Raw genomic sequence first — 18,508 nt, 5'->3', positions numbered from 1 at the left:
CAATGACGCAACAGCAATTTAAGCACGTAACCGTATTATTGGATGAAGCCGTTAATGGCTTGAATATTAAGCCAAATGGTATTTATATCGATGGCACTTTTGGTCGAGGTGGGCACTCTCGCTTAATTTTAAGTCAATTGGGTGAGCATGGGCGTTTAATCGCCATTGACCGTGACCCAGAGGCAATTAAAGCCGCCGAAGCCATTGATGATCCGCGTTTTATGATTAAGCATGGCCCGTTCTCTGACATTGCACAATATGTGGAAGAAGAAGGGTTAACGGGGCAAATTGATGGTGTTTTATTGGATTTAGGCGTGTCTTCACCGCAATTGGATGACCCAGAAAGAGGGTTTTCATTTATGCGAGACGGACCATTGGATATGCGCATGGACCCAACCAAAGGGCAATCGGCACAGCAATGGTTAATGAACGCAGAGGCTGATGACATTGCATGGGTGCTGAAAACCTTTGGCGAGGAGCGTTTTTCGAAGCGTATCGCTAGGGCGATTGTGGAACGCAATCATAACCCCGAAGAAGAGCCATTAACACGGACACGCCATCTGGCTGAATTAATTTCAAAAGTCAGCCCGATGAAAGACCGACATAAACATCCTGCAACTCGCAGTTTTCAGGCTATTCGTATCTACATCAATAGTGAACTGGAAGAGATTGAGCAGGCACTAAACGGTGCGATGAGGGTTTTAGCACCAGAAGGGCGTTTATCAGTGATCAGTTTTCACTCTTTGGAAGACAGGTTAGTTAAACAATTTATCCGTAAAAACAGTAAAGGGCCAAGTGTGCCTGCTGGGATCCCACTGACAGAAACGCAAATTAAAGCATTAGGTAGCGCGCAGTTACGTGACTTAGGCAAAATGAAGCCTTCAGATAATGAAATTGACGAAAACCCACGCGCACGAAGCTCTGTGCTGCGTTTTGCAGAAAAGGCGACGCAATAATGGTTCCTGAAAGGCACAGCCTAGCACGCGTAATTGGACGTGATTTATTTCGCTACGGCATCGTTCCTTTGATTTTATTGGCTGCGATTATTATTAGCGCCGTGTTTGTGGTTACAACGGCACATGAAACTCGCTTATTAACTGCAGCTAAAGACAAATTGTACGAAGAAAAAGATTCGTTGGATATTGAATGGCGCAATCTGATCCTCGAGGAAAACGCATTAGCGAGCCATAGCCGTATTGAGCGTTTGTCCGTTGATAAATTACAGATGGTTCAAGTTGAGCCATCACAAGAAAAAATTATTGTTTCTCAACAATAAAAAGGTTCCCAATGAAAGCACCAAAAACAGCAAAAAATAAGAAACAAGAAGAAAGTACCAGCTTTGTCCGCTGGCGCTTTATTTTGCTGTGCGGGTGTATTGTCTTAGCGCTAGCAGGGTTATTAACGCGCGTGGCTTACCTGCAAATTATTGCCCCTGAAAAACTGGTTAAAGAAGGGGATATGCGCTCTTTGCGTGTTCAAGAAGTGGCAACTGCTCGGGGTATGATTAGTGATCGTGAAGGTCGGCAGCTCGCGGTCAGCGTGCCAGTTAATGCAATTTGGGCAGATCCAAAAGAAGTGTTTGAGAAAGGTGGAATTAGCAATGATGAGCACTGGAAAGCGCTTGCAGACGCACTCGAAATTCCACTCGAGCAAATTACCAAGAAAATATCGGCCAATCCACGTGGCCGTTTTGTGTATTTAGCGCGCCAAGTTAACCCATCTATCGGTGACTACGTTAAAAAATTAAAAATCCCAGGTATCTACCTGCGCAAAGAATCTCGCCGTTATTACCCTTCAGGCCCTGTGACAGCACACTTGTTAGGTGTGACAAACATTGATGGTGAAGGTATTGAAGGTGTTGAAAAAAGTTTTGACCGCTGGTTAAAAGGCGCTCCAGGAGAGCGTACTGTTCGTAAAGATAGAAATGGTCGCGTGATCGAAACGATTTCATCAGTCGATAGCCAAGCGGCGCATAACCTGACATTAAGTATCGATGAACGCATTCAATCAATTGTTTACCGTGAACTGACTCGCGGCGTGCAAGAAAATAAAGCGGAATCAGGTGTGGCGATTTTAGTGGATGTACACACTGGGGAAATATTGGCGATGGCCAATAGCCCATCGTATAACCCAAATAACCTTGCTGGCACAGCAATGGATGCCATGCGTAATCGCGCAATTACCGATATTTTTGAACCAGGTTCAACAGTAAAACCAATGGTGGTAATGAGCGCATTACACAACAAAATTATTAAAGAAAATTCAGTCATTAATACTTATCCATATCGTATTAGTGGACATGAAATTAAAGACGTTGCGCGCTATGCGGAATTAACGATTACTGGAATTTTACAGAAGTCGAGTAACGTGGGTGTTTCTAAACTGGCGTTAGCGATGCCTGCCACAGAGCTGGTGGATGTGTATAGCCGCTTTGGGTTTGGCAAGCCGACTAATCTGGGGTTAGTCGGGGAAAGTAGTGGCATCTTTCCAAGTAAAAAAACACGGTGGTCTGATTTAGATAGGGCCACCTTTTCTTTTGGCTATGGGCAAATGGTAACACCGTTACAATTAGCGCGAGCCTACGCAACAATTGGTAGTTTTGGTATCTATAGGCCGCTATCTATCACAAAAGTTGACCCACCAGTACCAGGAACTCGTGTTTTCCCTGAGCCAATTATGCGTACGGTGGTGCATATGATGGAAAGTGTAGCTCTGCCTGGTGGTGGTGGTGCTCGTGCCGCGATTAAAGGTTATCGTATTGCAATTAAAACAGGTACCGCGAAAAAAGTCGGTCCTGAAGGGCGATATGTTGAAAAATATCTCGCTTATGCAGCGGGTGTAGCCCCTGCAAGTAATCCACGTTATGCGCTTGTTGTATTAATCAACGAGCCAAGCGGTGGTAAGTACTACGGAGGGGCAGTTTCTGCTCCTGTGTTTGGTTCGATTATGGGCGGAGTCTTACGACTGATGAATATTGAGCCAGATGCGTTACAACCTGATGATAAAAATGAAATTGTGAACAGTCAAAAAGAGGTTAAAAGTGGCAGATCGTAATCTTTGTGATCTTCTTGCGCCATTTGGTGTAAGCACAACTCCTATCTCACTACGTGAGATGACGCTAGACAGTCGAAAGGCTGCCGCGGGCGATCTGTTTATTGCGATAAAAGGCCATCAGTCGGATGGTAGGCATTATATTCCTCAAGCGATTGCACAAGGGGTTGGTGCTGTGATTGCAGAGGCACAAGGTGAAGCTGAAGAAGGCGAAATTCGCTTTGTTCATGGTGTGCCAGTGATTTATCTCAATGACTTAAACAATCGTTTATCTGCACTGGCAGGTGAGTTTTATGACCAGCCTTCTGCCAAAATGAAATTAGTCGGCGTGACGGGAACAAATGGTAAAACAACAACAACCCAACTGATTGCACAGTGGGCGCAAGGTCTTGGCGAGACAAGCGCTGTGATGGGAACTGTTGGAAATGGTTTATTAGGGCAGGTTTCACCAACGGAGAATACGACAGGCTCTGCGGTAGATATTCAGTTAGAACTCACGCAGCTATTAAATAAAAAAGCCACATTGACTGCGATGGAAGTGTCCTCCCACGGTTTAGTACAAGGGCGTGTCGCTGCATTGCAATTCGCTGCCGCAGTGTTCACCAACCTAAGCCGTGATCACCTTGATTACCATGGTGATATGGAAAATTATGAAGCGGCAAAATGGTTACTTTTCTCGACGCATCAAACTAAAAATCAAATTATTAATGCAGATGATGACGTTGGGCTGAAATGGTTACAACGCCTACCACAAGCATGTGCGGTAACGATGGAAAATCGTATTCCAGCCAACTGGCAAGGGCCTTGGTTAAAAGCTACTGAAGTGGAATACCACGATAAAGGCGCGACTATTCATTTTGATTCCACATGGGGTAACGGCGCATTTGAAAGTCCATTAATGGGGGCGTTCAACGTCAGTAACTTATTAGTTGCGATGGCGACATTGTTAATGATGGGTTACCCACTTGACTCGTTATTAGCATCCACATCTTCCCTTTCCCCTGTTTGTGGTCGAATGGAAGTTTTTAGTGCACCAAACAAACCGACCGTGGTTGTTGATTACGCTCATACACCTGACGCGTTAGAAAAAGCGCTTGCAGCAGCTCGTTTACATTGTAAAGGGCAGCTTTGGTGTGTGTTTGGTTGCGGTGGAGATCGCGATAAAGGTAAGCGCCCACTTATGGGTGCTGTGGCAGAAGAGTGGGCAGATAAAATCATTATCACTGACGATAATCCTCGCAGTGAAGACCCAATGGATATTATCAACGATATTATGGCGGGCTTACTGGATTCAAGTCGTGCTCTAGCGATACCAGGGCGTCCAGAAGCAGTAACTAATGCTATTTTGCAAGCTTCACCAGATGATGTGATTGTCCTTGCAGGGAAGGGGCATGAAGATTACCAAATTATAGGTAATCGTAAGTTAGATTATTCAGATCGCTTAACGGTGGCACGGTTATTGGGGGTGATAGCATGATCCCATTAACCCTCACGCAACTCGCAAAAATCACTTCAGGGCGGATTGAGTTTGCATCTAACTGCGAATTTGTGCTTGAAAGCGTTAGCACAGACAGCCGTAAAATTGGTGAGAACGGTTTGTTTATTGCCCTTAAAGGGGAGCGTTTTGATGCTCATGATTTTGCTGAGCAAGTGGTGGAAGGCGGTGCAAAAGCCTTATTAGTCGATCGCCAACTGGCCGTAAATTGCCCACAAGTGGTTGTTGATGATACCCGTATTGCAATGGGGCAACTGGCTGCCTGGGTTCGCCAGCAAGTGAGTGCTCGCATTGTTGGTTTAACAGGATCATCGGGCAAAACGTCTGTGAAAGAAATGACGGCATCTATCTTGGCTGAGCGAGGCAAAACCTTATATACCGCAGGTAACTTAAATAACGATATCGGCGTGCCGTTAACACTGTTTCGCTTAACGCCAGAGTACGATTTTGCTGTGATTGAAATGGGGGCTAACCACCCAAATGAGATTGCTTACACCACTAATATTGTTAAGCCAGAAACGGCATTAGTAAACAATTTATTTGGTGCGCACTTAGCAGGGTTTGGTTCGCCAGAAGGCGTGGCAAAAGCCAAAGGTGAAATTTACCAAGGTATCCCAGAAGAAGGGACGGCAATTGTCAATTTAGATAGCTACAGTGAAAAATGGCAGTTCCAACCACGCCAAACGGTGTGGTATTACTCATTAACACAACAGCCTAAAGCTGATTTTTACCCAACAGATATTCAAATCAAACAGCTAACAACAGATTTTGTGTTACATACGCCAGTTGGGTGCGTTGATATTACGTTACCACTACCAGGCGTCCACAATATTGCCAACGTATTAGCGGCGAGTGCATTAGCCATTTCGGTTGGGGCAAGCCTTGAAGATATCAAGAATGGCTTAGCAAATACCAAAGCCGTGCCAGGCCGTTTGTTTCCTGTTCGCTTAGCAGAACACAAAGTGGTGTTGGACGACACCTACAATGCCAATGATGGCTCCATGATTGCCGCCATTCACGTACTGGAAAAAATGCCAGGTTACCGCATTTTAGTTGTCGGTGATATGGGCGAGCTTGGCGATTACGCAGAAGAGTGCCACCAACGTGTTGGCGTTGCGGCTAAACAGGCTGGTTTAGATAAAGTATTCAGCGTTGGTCAACTCAGTAAGTTGATCAGCGAATTTAGTGAGTGTGGTGAGCACTTTACGGTAAAAAGCGATTTATTAACCCGACTAATTCCGCTAGCACAGCAGAATGATGTTGTTTCCATTTTAGTTAAAGGTTCACGCAGCTCCGCGATGGAAGATGTGGTGAATGCATTGAAGGAGTGCTTCGAATGTTAGTCTGGCTTGCCGAAATGTTGGTCCACAAGTTTTCCGTCTTGAACGTCTTTTCATATCTGACGTTCAGAGCCATTGTCGGTTTGCTGACTGCACTTGCGATTGCGTTATGGATGGGGCCGCACCTGATTGCTTATCTGCAAAAAATGCAGATTGGGCAAGTCGTGCGTAGCGAAGGCCCTGAGTCACACTTCAGTAAGCGTGGCACGCCAACTATGGGCGGTCTGTTGATCCTGTTTTCAATTACAGTGTCAGTTTTACTGTGGGCGCGCTTAGATAACCCTTATGTTTGGTGTGTATTGCTGGTGTTAATCGGCTACGGCATCGTTGGTTTTGTGGATGATTACCGCAAGGTAGTAAGAAAAGACACGCGTGGCTTAATCGCTCGTTGGAAATATTTTTGGCAGTCCGTTATCGCGTTAGTTGTTGCTTTTTCTATGTATACGATAGGCAAAGACACGCCAGCCACTCAACTTGTTGTGCCATTCTTCAAAGATGTGATGCCACAACTGGGCATGTTATACATTTTACTGACCTATTTTGTGATTGTCGGTACCAGTAATGCGGTGAATTTAACGGATGGCCTTGATGGCTTAGCCATCATGCCAACGGTATTTGTTGCAGCTGGTTTTGCATTAGTGGCATGGGCGACAGGTAACGTCAATTTTGCGGGCTACTTGCATATTCCATTCTTACCACACGCAGGTGAGTTGGTGATTGTTTGCACGGCTATTGTTGGGGCAGGTTTAGGTTTTCTTTGGTTTAACACATACCCAGCACAAGTTTTTATGGGGGATGTAGGCTCACTGGCGCTCGGTGGTGCATTAGGTACAATCGCCGTTTTACTGCGCCAAGAATTCCTATTAGTGATTATGGGTGGGGTGTTTGTGGTTGAAACCTTATCCGTTATTTTACAGGTCGGTTCGTTTAAATTACGTGGTCAACGGATCTTCCGCATGGCACCAATTCACCACCATTATGAATTGAAAGGCTGGCCAGAACCTCGTGTTATCGTGCGCTTCTGGATTATTTCCTTGATGCTAGTGCTGATTGGGCTAGCAACGTTGAAGGTGCGTTAATATGGTTGATTATCAGGGTAAGAACGTTGTCATTATAGGTCTGGGCGTCACAGGTCTATCGTGCGTTCAATTTTTCATTGAGCGTGGTGCTGTGCCACGCGTGATGGATACCCGTGCAACACCTCCGGGTGTGGATAAACTGCCTGAAAATGTGCAGTGCCATAGCGGAAGTTTGAACAACGCATGGCTTCAAGAAGCCGATTTGATTGTTGCAAGTCCAGGGATTGCATTAGCGACACCACAATTGCAGGAAGCTGCGCAAAACGGTATTGAAATCGTCGGTGATATCGAGCTGTTTTGTCGTGAAGCGGATGCGCCAATTGTGGCGATTACAGGGTCAAACGGGAAAAGCACTGTTACCTCATTAGTCGGGGAGATGGCGAGCGCGGCAGGGATTTCTGTCGGTGTGGGTGGCAATATTGGCACGCCAGCGCTGTCTTTACTCAATTCAGGCCATGCATTGTACGTTCTAGAGTTATCCAGTTTCCAACTCGAAACCACATCAAGCCTAAAAGCGGCAGCAGCAACGGTACTGAATATCAGCGAAGACCATATGGACAGATATCCGCTGGGCTTATCACAATACCGCGGTGCGAAATTAAAAATTTATCATGGTGCACAGAACTGTATCGTGAATATGCAAGATGCGTTAACGCTGCCTGAAAACCAATCCGCTGATGAATGTATTGGTTTTGGGGTGAACAGTGGCAAGTATTGCTTTGACACGAAAAATCGTGCGTTGGTGGTCAACGGTAAAACATTGTTAGACGTGAATGAGATGCGCTTGACGGGCCAGCATAACTATTTGAACGCACTGGCTGCGTTAGCCCTTGCGGATGCGGTAAATATTCCGCGCCCTGCTTGTATTGAGGTGTTGAAAACCTACGCTGGGTTAGCACATCGTTTTGAATTGGTATTATTTAACAATGGAGTACGTTGGATTAATGACTCCAAAGCCACTAATGTGGGCAGTACTGAAGCCGCATTGAATGGGTTGCATGTTGACGGCTCAGTCTATCTATTGTTAGGTGGTGATGGTAAGTCGGCTGATTTTTCATCGTTAAAACAATATATTGCCGCGGATAACTACCATTTATATTGCTTTGGTCGTGATGGTAAATCATTAGCCGCTTTAGCCCCTGAAAAATCAGTATTAACTGACACGATGGAGCAAAGCTTACGTCAAATTGCACCGCAATTAAAAGCAGGGGATATGGTGTTATTATCGCCAGCTTGCGCCAGTTTAGATCAGTTTAAAAACTTTGAGCAGCGTGGCGCTATTTTTGCTCAATTAGCGAAGGAGCTTGGGTAATGACCATACCGGGTGCGATGCGTTTAAAAAATTGGGTCATTGGTGAAAAAAATGGCGTAATTTCAGGCTCAACGCTGTACGACCGTACATTGGTCTGGTTGGCATTCGGTTTAGCGGCTATCGGCTTCATTATGGTGACCTCGGCGTCGATGCCAGTAGGGCAGCGTTTGACAGAAGACCCGTTTTACTTTGCAAAACGCGACATGGTCTATCTCGTTATTGCTTTCGCCTTATCATTAGCGGTCATGCGCATACCGATGGCTTTTTGGGAAAAGTATAATTTCCTATTTTTGATGGGCTCACTGGGCATGTTAGTCGTGGTATTAGTGGCAGGGAGTTCGGTTAACGGGGCATCTCGTTGGATTGACGTCGGGTTAGTGAAAATTCAGCCAGCTGAAATTTCGAAATTCACTCTATTTTGCTATGTTTCAAGCTACTTAGTACGCAAGTCAGAAGAAGTTCGTACTCGCTTTCTCGGGTTTATCAAACCGATGTGTATTTTGATTGTGATGGCATCATTACTGCTTTTACAGCCTGACTTAGGTACAGTCATTGTATTAGTCGTCACAACATTAGGCTTACTGTTTTTAGCGGGCGCAAGGCTGGCACCGTTTATTATCGGTATTGCCACCTGTGCGGTGGGGGTATTAGCGCTGATCTGGTTTGAGCCTTACCGTTTGCGCCGTGTGACCTCGTTTTTAAACCCATGGGATGACCCATTTGGTAGTGGCTACCAGTTAACACAGTCATTAATGGCATTTGGTCGTGGTGAAATGTTAGGCCAAGGGTTAGGAAATTCAGTTCAAAAACTGGAATACCTCCCTGAAGCGCATACTGACTTTATTTTCTCCGTGTTAGCGGAAGAATTGGGGTATGTCGGAGTTGTATTAGTCCTGTTAATGGTGTTCATGTTGGCATTTAGGGCGATGATGATTGGGCGTCGTGCGTTGATGTCTAACCAATTATTTGGCGGCTATATGGCCTGCTCTATTGGTATTTGGTTTACTTTCCAAGCTTTGGTTAACGTTGGTGCAGCCTCAGGTATGCTGCCAACGAAAGGGTTAACGTTACCCCTAATTAGTTATGGTGGTTCCAGTTTATTAGTGATGGCCGCAGCGATAGCGGTATTACTGCGAATTGATTTTGAAACACGCCTAGAAAAAGCGCAGGCGTTTGTAAGGAGTACCAAATGAGTCAGCCCAAAAAATTACTCGTCATGGCAGGTGGAACAGGAGGGCATGTCTTTCCAGGGCTCGCTGTGGCGCATTATTTGCAGGCTCAGGGCTGGGAAATTCGCTGGTTAGGTACTGCCGATAGAATGGAAGCGACCTTAGTGCCAAAACATGGCATAGATATTGAGTTTATTCAGATTTCAGGTTTAAGAGGCAAAGGTATTGCCGCACAGTTAGGCGCGCCATGGCGTATTTATAAAGCGATACGACAAGCGAAAACAATCATCAAGCGTTATCAGCCCGATGCGGTATTAGGCATGGGCGGGTATGTTTCAGGGCCTGGCGGTATTGCGGCATGGCAGTGTGGTGTTCCGGTTGTTCTGCATGAGCAAAATGGCATCGCGGGTTTGACGAACAAATGGTTATCACGCATCGCAAAACGGGTTTTGCAAGCGTTTCCGGGGGCTTTCCCTGATGCGCCTGTAGTTGGTAACCCTGTTCGTGAAGATGTACTGGCACTTCCTACGCCAGCGGTTCGCTTAGCAGGCCGAGAAGGCGCGATACGCGTGTTAGTTGTCGGTGGTAGCCAAGGCGCACGGATTTTAAACCAAGTGATGCCGCAAGTTGCTGCAAAAGTAGGCAAACAGTTAAATATCTGGCACCAAGCGGGAAAAGGCAGTAAGGAATCCACTGAAGCGTTGTATAATGAACAGCTGCAAGTTTCAGGCAATTCTGAGTATAAAGTTACTGAATTTATTGACGATATGGCGCAAGCTTATGCTTGGGCAGATATTGTTGTATGCCGTTCTGGCGCATTGACCGTCAGTGAAGTTGCAGCCGCAGGTTTACCTGCTATTTTTGTTCCTTTTCAGCACAAAGACCGCCAACAATATTGGAATGCATTACCACTGGAAAAAGCGGGCGCTGCGAAGATCTTAGAGCAACCACAATTTACCGCTGAAGCGGTAGCAAACTTGCTTGAGCAGTGGGATAGAGCAGAATTGTTGTCGATGGCTGAAAAAGCCCATGATTGTGCAATTAGTGATGCAACTGAACGTGTTGCAGCCGTGATTTGCGAAGTGGCTAAATAGTTTTAGTCACATTTGATACCGATTTTATAAAGAAGCGAAAACAGAGTGAATACACAACAATTAGCGAAATTAAGAACATCAGTGCCAGAAATGAGAAGAGTCAGGCACATCCATTTTGTCGGCATCGGCGGTGCAGGCATGGGTGGTATCGCTGAAGTGTTGGCAAATGAAGGCTATGAAATTAGTGGTTCAGACTTGGCACCCAATGCTGTGACTCAACAATTAACTGAATTAGGTGCAACGATTTATTTTAATCACCGTCCAGAAAATGTTGAGAATGCCAGTGTGGTTGTCGTTTCAACGGCGATTTCAAGTGAAAACCCTGAAATTCAAGCGGCGAAAGAACTCCGTATTCCAGTTATTCGTCGTGCAGAAATGTTGGCTGAATTAATGCGTTACCGTCACGGTATCGCTGTTGCGGGAACACATGGTAAAACGACCACGACGGCGATGATTTCAGGCATTTATGCACAAGCAGGTTTAGACCCTACGTTTGTTAACGGCGGGTTAGTGAAATCAGCGGGAACACATGCACGCTTAGGGAGTAGCCGTTATCTGATTGCAGAAGCGGACGAAAGTGATGCATCGTTCTTGCATTTGCAGCCATTAGTCGCAGTAGTGACCAATATCGAAGCTGACCACATGGATACTTACCAAGGTAACTTTGATAATTTAACGGACACCTTCATTAATTTTCTGCATAACTTGCCATTTTATGGCCGAGCAGTGATGTGTATTGATGATCCTGTTATTCGTACATTGCTACCAAAAATTGGCCGCTACATCACCACTTATGGTTTTAGTGAGGACGCCGATGTGCGCATCACCAAATACGAACAAAAAGGCAATCAAGGATTTTTCACTATTGCACGTGAAAATATGCCGGAATTGACGGTCGTGTTGAACGCACCAGGTCGCCATAATGCATTAAACGCCACAGCTGCGGTTGCGGTTGCGACGGAAGAAGGCATTGATGACTTACACATTTTGTCTGCATTGGTGGAATTCCAAGGTACAGGGCGCCGTTTTGACTTCTTGGGTAATTTTGCATTACGCAATGTCAACGGCAAAGAAGGTGAGGTCATGTTAGTGGATGACTATGGTCACCACCCAACAGAAGTGGATGCCACCATTAAAGCAGCACGAGCAGGTTGGCCAGATAAACGCATTGTGATGATTTTTCAACCTCATCGTTATACACGTACCCGTGATTTATACGACGATTTCGTCAATGTATTAGGGCAAGTGGATGTATTGCTGATGTTGGATGTCTATTCAGCGGGTGAAAAGCATGTTGCAGGGGCTGATAGCCGCTCATTGTGCCGCACAATTCGAGGTCGTGGTCAGATTGATCCGATTTATGTTTCAGAACCGGAACAAATTTCTCACCTTTTAGCTCAAACTCTTGATGAAAATGATTTAATTTTAGTTCAAGGCGCAGGAAATATTGGTAAAATAGCCAAAACGCTCGCGGAAACGAAATTACAGCCGCCAATGGTCGAGGAATAAACATGGCAGAGAAAATTGCGGTGCTATTTGGTGGGACATCAGCTGAACGTGAAGTGTCACTTCAGTCAGGAAATGCCGTATTGGCAGGGCTTCGCCAAGGCGGAGTTGATGCGCATCCTATTGATACCAAAACTTTCCCTGTTATTACACTAAAAGAAGCAGGTTTTGATAAAGTTTTCATCGCATTACATGGTCGAGGTGGTGAAGATGGTACGATCCAAGGGATGCTTGAATACCTTGGTTTGCCTTATACTGGAAGTGGCGTAATGGCATCGGCACTGAGTATGGATAAACTCAGAACAAAACAATTATGGCAAGGTGCGGGACTAAGTGTATCTCCTTATATATACTTAACTAAACAGCAACATTTGCAGATGAGCAGTGAACAAATCACTGCAAAAGTTAAGGCTCTGGATTTGCCATTAATTGTAAAACCAAGCTTAGAAGGTTCGAGTGTTGGTATGAGTAAGGTGGACAGCTTAGATGCATTACCTGCGGCACTTGAATTAGCGTTTCGTTTCGACGAAACCGTATTAATTGAAAAATGGCTCAGTGGTCCTGAATACACCATCGCGGTATTAGGTGATAAAACTCTACCGTCGATTCGTATCCAGCCGCCAGGAATATTTTATGACTACGAAGCAAAATATTTGTCTGATGAGACCCAATATTTCTGCCCAAGTGGTTTAGATACACAACGTGAGTCTGAGCTTGCTGAGTTAGCGATGAACGCCTATTTAACGGTCGGTTGTGATGGTTGGGGGCGTGTTGATGTGATGCAAGATAGCGATGGCCAGTTTTACTTGTTGGAAGTGAACACTTCGCCAGGTATGACAAGCCACAGCTTAGTACCAATGGCCGCGCGTCAGGCAGGTTTAGATTTTTCGCAGTTAGTTGTGCGAATTTTAGAATTGGCTCGTTGATATGTCACAAGCAGCGTTAAACGTCAGGCATCATAATCATCACAATGATGATGACCCACGTTCAGGCCCAAGTAATGGGGCATTTTTAGGCGGATTATTTTTCTTTCTCATCGTTGTCGGTACCATCGTTTGGAGTGGTTGGATGGTGATGACGTGGATGAAAGATGCTGACAGGCTACCGATGTCAAAGCTCGTCTTAACAGGTGAGCGGCATTACACCAAGAACGATGATGTAAGAAAGGCGATTTTATCGTTAGGGCAACCGGGTACGTTTATGACTGTCGATGTCAACGCTATCCAAAACCAAATAAGTATGATGCCATGGATACGCCAAGTTACTGTGCGTAAACAATGGCCAGATGAATTAAAAATTCATATTGTTGAGTATCAACCATTCGCCAGATGGAACGATCAAAATATGGTGGATGTAGAAGGTAGGGTGTTTAACTTACCAGCAAGCGAAAATGGTAAAGGGGATTATGTATTGCTTTATGGCCCACAAGGTAGCCAAAAAGAGGTACTAAAAGAGCTTGCTAACTTTAAAAATACGCTTGCGACAAATAAGTTAAAGCTTAAATCGTTATCAATGACAGCCCGTCATGCATGGCAGATCATTTTGGATAACGACACCCGAATCGAACTGGGTAAAAAAGATGTTTCAGAGCGGTTAAATCGGTTCCTTGAACTTTATCCGCTCTTGCAGCAAACAACGGACAAACGCGTCGACTACGTTGACTTACGTTATACCAGTGGTGCTGCGGTGGGCTGGGCGCCAGTTTTGGTCGATGCACCACCGGGGTTACAATAAAAAATATTGCTAATAACTCAAATTAGGCAGAAGAAATGATTAAAGCAACGGACAGAAAATTAGTGGTAGGCCTTGAAATTGGAACTTCCAAGGTATCAGCCCTTGTTGGCGAAATTCTGCCCGATGGTATGGTTAATATTATCGGGGTGGGAAGCTGCCCATCTCGTGGAATGGATAAAGGCGGCGTAAACGACTTAGAGTCTGTTGTAAAATGTGTTCAACGGGCTATCGACCAAGCAGAACTGATGGCAGATTGCCAAATTTCCTCTGTCTATTTGGCGCTTTCAGGTAAACACGTTAGCTGCCAAAATGAAATTGGTATGGTGCCAGTTTCTGAAGAAGAAGTGACACAAGAAGACGTTGATAGTGTGGTGCATACGGCGAAATCAGTGCGTGTGCGTGATGAGCATCGAATTCTGCACGTAATCCCGCAAGAATTTGCGATCGACTACCAAGAAGGGATTAAAAACCCAGTAGGTTTGTCGGGGGTGCGCATGCAAGCAAAAGTTCATTTAATTACTTGCCATAATGATATGGCGAAAAACATTGTTAAAGCGGTTGAACGTTGTGGACTAAAAGTTGACCAGCTGATTTTTGCTGGTCTCGCAGCAAGTTATAGCGTATTAACTGAAGATGAACGTGAATTAGGTGTGTGCGTGGTGGATATCGGTGGTGGTACTATGGATATGGCCGTTTATACTGGCGGTGCGTTACGCCACACGAAAGTGATTCCATACGCAGGGAATGTGGTTACCAGCGATATCGCGTATGCCTTCGGTACGCCACCAAGTGATGCAGAAGCGATTAAAGTTCGCCACGGTTGTGCTGTCGGTTCGATTGTGAGTAAAGATGAAACGGTTGAAGTGCCGAGCGTTGGTGGTCGACCACCGAGAAGTTTACAACGTCAAACCTTAGCAGAAGTCATCGAGCCGCGGTATACTGAGCTGTTAAACTTAGTAAATGAAGAAATTTTAAATTTACAGGAACAGTTACGTCAACAAGGTGTCAAACACCATTTAGCGGCTGGTATTGTCTTAACGGGCGGCGCTGCACAGATTGACGGTTTAGTTGAATGTGCCCAGAAAGTATTCCACACCCAAGTAAGGATTGGTACGCCGTTAAATATTACGGGGTTAACAGATTACGCGCAGGAGCCATATTATTCTACCGCGGTAGGGCTTCTGCATTACGGTAAAGAAAGCCATCTTGGCGACGATACCGAGACAGAAAAGCGTGCCTCAGTCACAGGTTGGTTCAGTAAAATCACCAGTTGGTTGAAAAAAGAATTCTAATTTTAATAAAGAAGCCTATTATTAGCTTCAAAAGTAGTAAGCACAAAACGGAGAGACATTATGTTTGAACCAATGGAGCTCACTAACGATGCGGTGATTAAAGTCATCGGTGTTGGTGGCGGCGGCGGTAATGCCGTTGAACACATGGTGCGTGAACGTATTGAAGGCGTCGAATTCTTCGCCGTCAACACGGACGCACAAGCACTGCGTAAAACCGCAGTCGGACAAACTATCCAGATCGGTACGGGTATTACAAAAGGTTTGGGTGCAGGTGCAAACCCTGAAGTCGGCCGCAATGCTGCGGAAGAAGATCGCGAAGCGCTACGTAATGCATTAGATGGTGCTGACATGGTTTTCATCGCAGCAGGTATGGGCGGTGGTACAGGCACAGGTGCAGCGCCAGTCGTTGCCGAAGTGGCGAAAGAATTGGGTATTCTGACAGTTGCGGTCGTGACTAAGCCTTTCAATTTTGAAGGCAAAAAGCGTATGGCATTTGCAGAAGCGGGTATCACTGAGTTATCAAAACACGTTGACTCCTTGATCACCATCCCAAATGACAAATTATTAAAAGTTCTTGGTCGTGGTATCTCATTACTGGATGCTTTTGGTGCGGCAAACGACGTACTTAAAGGCGCAGTACAAGGTATTGCAGAGCTGATTACTCGCCCAGGTTTAATGAACGTGGACTTTGCTGACGTGCGTACCGTTATGTCAGAAATGGGCTACGCGATGATGGGGTCTGGTGTGGCACGCGGTGAAGATAGAGCCGAAGAAGCTGCTGAAATGGCAATTTCTAGCCCATTACTGGAAGACATCGACCTGTCAGGCGCTCGTGGTGTGTTAGTCAACATCACCGCTGGTTTCGACCTGCGTTTGGATGAGTTTGAAACGGTAGGTAACACTATTCGTGCATTCGCATCTGATAATGCGACTGTGGTAATCGGTACTTCTCTCGACCCAGAAATGCATGAAGAGCTGCGCGTTACAGTTGTTGCAACAGGTATTGGTATGGACAAACGCCCTGAAATTACCTTAGTTAGCAACAAAATGTCACAGCAGGCGTCAATGGAACAACGCTATCAGCAAATGCAAAATAGCATGTCTTCATTAACCGAAGAGAAACCAGCAGCGGCTAAAGCGGTCAATGACCAAAATACGCAAACAAACAAAGAACCAGATTATCTCGATATTCCTGCGTTCTTGCGTAAGCAAGCCGATTAATTTTATTTATATTGGATTCTCCGCTTTTTGTGCTAAAATTTCCTACTGATTATTTTGTATGATGATCAGTAGGACTTATAACATTGCGAGAAATAGACGATGATCAAACAACGGACATTAAAACGTATTATTACAGCGACTGGTGTTGGTTTACATACCGGCAAAAAAGTTACGCTGACTTTACGTCCAGCGCCGGCAAACACCGGGGTCATCTACCGTCGTACTGACCTTAATCCACCGGTTGATTTTCCGGCAGATGCGAAATCTGTTCGCGATACGATGTTATGTACTTGCTTAGTCAATGAAGATAACGTACGTATTTCGACCGTTGAGCATTTGAATGCTGCATTAGCAGGGTTAGGTATCGATAACATTGTTATTGAAGTCAATGCGCCTGAAATCCCGATCATGGATGGCAGTGCTGCACCGTTTGTTTTCTTACTGCTTGATGGCGGTATTGAAGAGTTAAATTGTGCGAAGAAATTTTTACGTATTAAAGAAACTGTTCGTGTTGAAGATGGCGATAAGTGGGCAGAAATGCGACCTTACAATGGTTTCAGCCTGGATTTCACTATCGATTTCCAACACCCGGCGATTGATAGCAGCACTCAGCGCTATTCACTTGATTTCTCTGCGGAATCATTTGTGAACCAAATCAGCCGTGCACGTACGTTTGGTTTTATGCGTGATATCGAATATCTGCAATCCCAAGGCTTATGCTTAGGCGGTAGTTTCGACTGCGCTATCGTTGTTGATGACTATAAAGTCCTCAATGAAGATGGCTTACGTTTTGAAGATGAATTCGTTCGTCACAAAATGTTGGATGCAATTGGTGACTTATTTATGTGTGGGCACAACATTATTGGCGCATTCACTGCGTTCAAATCTGGCCATGCACTGAATAACAAACTTCTGCAAGCGGTTCTTGCTAAAGAGTCAGCTTGGGATCTGGTCACCTTTGAAGATGAAGCTGAATTGCCTGTGGCATTCAAAGCGCCTTCAGCTGTATACGCATAACTATTATGCGGCTAGCCCAAATCTGGGTTAGCGCTTTCTGTTGGTTGCACTAGTACTCTCTCCGGCTAGTGCAGCCAGCCGCTCAAACCTTTCTTTTAATCCTTTCGGGCTATTTTCCGCTAATTTTAATAATACTTGTGCTGTTTGTGTACTTATCTGCCTTTCGTTCATTTTTTGTGTTGATGCAGCTGTTCGGTTATTTACTGAGCTATTTTGTTTGGTTTTTCGCATTAAATCAGGATTGATTCTGATGTCGATAGACGATAATGATGGTAGAATAGAAGTTCTTAATGCGGAAAGTAAGTTTAATTTTTCATAATTAAGACGGGTCATCCAACTGGCATTTGCCACTTCAATGACCATAATATTATTACGGTAGTTTGCAACACGGCACATTGGCTTAATTTCAGCCGGCAATAAGCCCTTTACAGCGCGGTTCAGCTTGATAATGGCTTTTGCATTTCGCTGAATAGTTTGTAAAGTATTTGATGAATTTGCCAATGATCCCTCAAGAACATCGAAAAGTGCTTGTGGATGACTATCTCTCATTTTTGGCTCCGGCTAACAATGATGAAAACTAATGTACAGATAATAATATTGTCATTTATTCATTATAAAAGAGTTTAATGGGCATTTTAAATTTTTGGCGACAACTTGGTAGAAAATACTTTTGGTCCCACCTATTATTAGGTGTGGTTGCCACGGGTGTCGGCTTGCCTACAATTTTAAATGCTCTTTCCGAATCTCAGCTTACGCAAGTTAACTCATCACCTGCGAACCGCCAAAACCAAGCGGTTAATGCATTTGATAACTTATTTGCGCAGCAAAATTCTCAGCGTTCTTCTTCTTCATCATCATACTCGGTTAATTATTGGCAGCAACATGCGGTGCGCAATGTTATTCGCCAACTCACGTTTGCTTTTTCTGCAAATGAAGATGATGACGTAGCGACGACAAAAGAAGAATCCGAACAGCTTATTGTACCACAATTGATGCTGGATACGCTTTATGCCATGTTGGCAGAGCGTTCGCTTCAAACGCACGAAAGCACGGTACTAGTCAGTCATTATATTTACCCTCATTTTGTTACCTACCAGCCTGCTATTTGGGTTGCACAAGTACATGGCATTCGTGCTGGTCCATTAACTGCTTGATCTCTTAATAGATTTATCAACTCAATGTTGAGAAAATCTGCGCC

The 18,508-nt window shown here is 44.9% G+C and carries 17 protein-coding genes; 16 read left to right on the top strand and 1 reads right to left on the bottom strand.

Going from position 1 to position 18,508, the window contains the following annotated elements; all coding sequences use genetic code 11:
- Positions 1 to 2 precede the first annotated feature (2 nt).
- The 15 genes from rsmH to lpxC all read left to right on the top strand — a co-directional run bounded on the left by rsmH (position 3) and on the right by lpxC (position 17,310).
- On the top strand, positions 3 to 956 hold the full coding sequence (rsmH, locus tag AABS66_RS11705) for a 16S rRNA (cytosine(1402)-N(4))-methyltransferase RsmH (protein WP_206082707.1): 954 nt from the start codon (positions 3 to 5) through the stop codon (positions 954 to 956).
- Positions 956 to 1,276: a cell division protein FtsL gene (gene ftsL / locus AABS66_RS11700; protein ID WP_206082706.1), complete on the top strand. Its 321-nt coding sequence runs from the start codon at positions 956 to 958 to the stop codon at positions 1,274 to 1,276. The genes rsmH and ftsL overlap by 1 nt, the downstream gene beginning before the upstream one ends.
- A gap of 11 nt (positions 1,277 to 1,287) precedes the next feature.
- A complete protein-coding gene (ftsI, locus tag AABS66_RS11695; RefSeq protein WP_206082705.1) occupies positions 1,288 to 3,054 on the top strand; it encodes a peptidoglycan glycosyltransferase FtsI in 1,767 nt (588 codons plus the stop codon).
- Positions 3,041 to 4,528 carry a UDP-N-acetylmuramoyl-L-alanyl-D-glutamate--2,6-diaminopimelate ligase gene (gene murE, locus AABS66_RS11690; protein WP_206082704.1) on the top strand — a complete coding sequence of 496 codons (1,488 nt, stop codon included), beginning with the start codon at positions 3,041 to 3,043 and terminating at the stop codon, positions 4,526 to 4,528. The genes ftsI and murE overlap by 14 nt, the downstream gene beginning before the upstream one ends.
- Entirely contained in the window at positions 4,525 to 5,889 is a 1,365-nt protein-coding gene (gene murF, locus AABS66_RS11685) for a UDP-N-acetylmuramoyl-tripeptide--D-alanyl-D-alanine ligase (RefSeq protein ID WP_206082703.1), read from the top strand. Before murE ends, murF begins: the two co-directional genes overlap by 4 nt.
- The gene (gene mraY, locus AABS66_RS11680; protein WP_206082702.1) at positions 5,883 to 6,965 is read left to right on the top strand and encodes a phospho-N-acetylmuramoyl-pentapeptide-transferase; all 1,083 of its coding nucleotides are present in this window, start codon (positions 5,883 to 5,885) and stop codon (positions 6,963 to 6,965) included. Before murF ends, mraY begins: the two co-directional genes overlap by 7 nt.
- A gap of 1 nt (position 6,966) precedes the next feature.
- Positions 6,967 to 8,277 (top strand): UDP-N-acetylmuramoyl-L-alanine--D-glutamate ligase, encoded by a 1,311-nt coding sequence (gene murD, locus AABS66_RS11675; RefSeq protein ID WP_206082701.1) that lies wholly within the window; start codon positions 6,967 to 6,969, stop codon positions 8,275 to 8,277.
- The gene (ftsW, locus tag AABS66_RS11670; protein ID WP_206082700.1) at positions 8,277 to 9,470 is read left to right on the top strand and encodes a cell division protein FtsW; all 1,194 of its coding nucleotides are present in this window, start codon (positions 8,277 to 8,279) and stop codon (positions 9,468 to 9,470) included. The genes murD and ftsW overlap by 1 nt, the downstream gene beginning before the upstream one ends.
- Entirely contained in the window at positions 9,467 to 10,540 is a 1,074-nt protein-coding gene (murG, locus tag AABS66_RS11665; RefSeq protein WP_206082699.1) for an undecaprenyldiphospho-muramoylpentapeptide beta-N-acetylglucosaminyltransferase, read from the top strand. Before ftsW ends, murG begins: the two co-directional genes overlap by 4 nt.
- Before the next feature lie 45 nt (positions 10,541 to 10,585).
- Positions 10,586 to 12,049 carry a UDP-N-acetylmuramate--L-alanine ligase gene (murC, locus tag AABS66_RS11660; RefSeq protein ID WP_206082698.1) on the top strand — a complete coding sequence of 488 codons (1,464 nt, stop codon included), beginning with the start codon at positions 10,586 to 10,588 and terminating at the stop codon, positions 12,047 to 12,049.
- A 2-nt stretch (positions 12,050 to 12,051) separates the two neighbouring features.
- Positions 12,052 to 12,972: a D-alanine--D-alanine ligase gene (locus AABS66_RS11655; protein WP_206082697.1), complete on the top strand. Its 921-nt coding sequence runs from the start codon at positions 12,052 to 12,054 to the stop codon at positions 12,970 to 12,972.
- A gap of 1 nt (position 12,973) precedes the next feature.
- Positions 12,974 to 13,780 (top strand): cell division protein FtsQ, encoded by an 807-nt coding sequence (gene ftsQ, locus AABS66_RS11650; protein WP_047756121.1) that lies wholly within the window; start codon positions 12,974 to 12,976, stop codon positions 13,778 to 13,780.
- 35 nt (positions 13,781 to 13,815) lie between these two features.
- A complete protein-coding gene (gene ftsA, locus AABS66_RS11645) occupies positions 13,816 to 15,072 on the top strand; it encodes a cell division protein FtsA (protein ID WP_206082695.1) in 1,257 nt (418 codons plus the stop codon).
- 60 nt (positions 15,073 to 15,132) lie between these two features.
- Positions 15,133 to 16,293, top strand: a complete 1,161-nt coding sequence (gene ftsZ, locus AABS66_RS11640) for a cell division protein FtsZ (RefSeq protein WP_206082694.1) — start codon at positions 15,133 to 15,135, stop codon at positions 16,291 to 16,293.
- Positions 16,294 to 16,392: 99 nt separating this feature from the next.
- Entirely contained in the window at positions 16,393 to 17,310 is a 918-nt protein-coding gene (lpxC, locus tag AABS66_RS11635; protein WP_206082693.1) for a UDP-3-O-acyl-N-acetylglucosamine deacetylase, read from the top strand.
- A gap of 27 nt (positions 17,311 to 17,337) precedes the next feature.
- Here the strand turns inward: lpxC and AABS66_RS11630 are convergent, their stop codons facing one another.
- Positions 17,338 to 17,859: a DUF721 domain-containing protein gene (locus AABS66_RS11630; protein WP_272539112.1), complete on the bottom strand. Its 522-nt coding sequence runs from the start codon at positions 17,857 to 17,859 to the stop codon at positions 17,338 to 17,340.
- A 77-nt stretch (positions 17,860 to 17,936) separates the two neighbouring features.
- Here AABS66_RS11630 and secM point away from each other — a divergent pair, with 77 nt between their 5' ends.
- Complete coding sequence (secM, locus tag AABS66_RS11625) at positions 17,937 to 18,464, top strand: secA translation cis-regulator SecM (protein ID WP_272539113.1); 528 nt, start codon at positions 17,937 to 17,939, stop codon at positions 18,462 to 18,464.
- Positions 18,465 to 18,508 lie beyond the last annotated feature (44 nt).

This window comes from Providencia sp. SP181 (genome assembly GCF_050446505.1).
GTDB classification, from domain to species: Bacteria; Pseudomonadota; Gammaproteobacteria; order Enterobacterales; family Enterobacteriaceae; genus Providencia; species Providencia vermicola.
Note: the sequence above shows the minus strand (reverse complement) of the source record. Positions and strands in the feature narration are given on the sequence as shown.

Coding starts and splice junctions, on each gene's coding strand:
- rsmH (WP_206082707.1), top strand. CDS start 3: ATGACGCAACAGCAATTTAAGCACGTAACCGTATTATTGGATGAAGCC.
- ftsL (WP_206082706.1), top strand. CDS start 956: ATGGTTCCTGAAAGGCACAGCCTAGCACGCGTAATTGGACGTGATTTA.
- ftsI (WP_206082705.1), top strand. CDS start 1,288: ATGAAAGCACCAAAAACAGCAAAAAATAAGAAACAAGAAGAAAGTACC.
- murF (WP_206082703.1), top strand. CDS start 4,525: ATGATCCCATTAACCCTCACGCAACTCGCAAAAATCACTTCAGGGCGG.
- mraY (WP_206082702.1), top strand. CDS start 5,883: ATGTTAGTCTGGCTTGCCGAAATGTTGGTCCACAAGTTTTCCGTCTTG.
- murD (WP_206082701.1), top strand. CDS start 6,967: ATGGTTGATTATCAGGGTAAGAACGTTGTCATTATAGGTCTGGGCGTC.
- ftsW (WP_206082700.1), top strand. CDS start 8,277: ATGACCATACCGGGTGCGATGCGTTTAAAAAATTGGGTCATTGGTGAA.
- murG (WP_206082699.1), top strand. CDS start 9,467: ATGAGTCAGCCCAAAAAATTACTCGTCATGGCAGGTGGAACAGGAGGG.
- AABS66_RS11655 (WP_206082697.1), top strand. CDS start 12,052: ATGGCAGAGAAAATTGCGGTGCTATTTGGTGGGACATCAGCTGAACGT.
- ftsQ (WP_047756121.1), top strand. CDS start 12,974: ATGTCACAAGCAGCGTTAAACGTCAGGCATCATAATCATCACAATGAT.
- ftsA (WP_206082695.1), top strand. CDS start 13,816: ATGATTAAAGCAACGGACAGAAAATTAGTGGTAGGCCTTGAAATTGGA.
- ftsZ (WP_206082694.1), top strand. CDS start 15,133: ATGTTTGAACCAATGGAGCTCACTAACGATGCGGTGATTAAAGTCATC.
- lpxC (WP_206082693.1), top strand. CDS start 16,393: ATGATCAAACAACGGACATTAAAACGTATTATTACAGCGACTGGTGTT.
- AABS66_RS11630 (WP_272539112.1), bottom strand. CDS start 17,859: ATGAGAGATAGTCATCCACAAGCACTTTTCGATGTTCTTGAGGGATCA.
- secM (WP_272539113.1), top strand. CDS start 17,937: ATGGGCATTTTAAATTTTTGGCGACAACTTGGTAGAAAATACTTTTGG.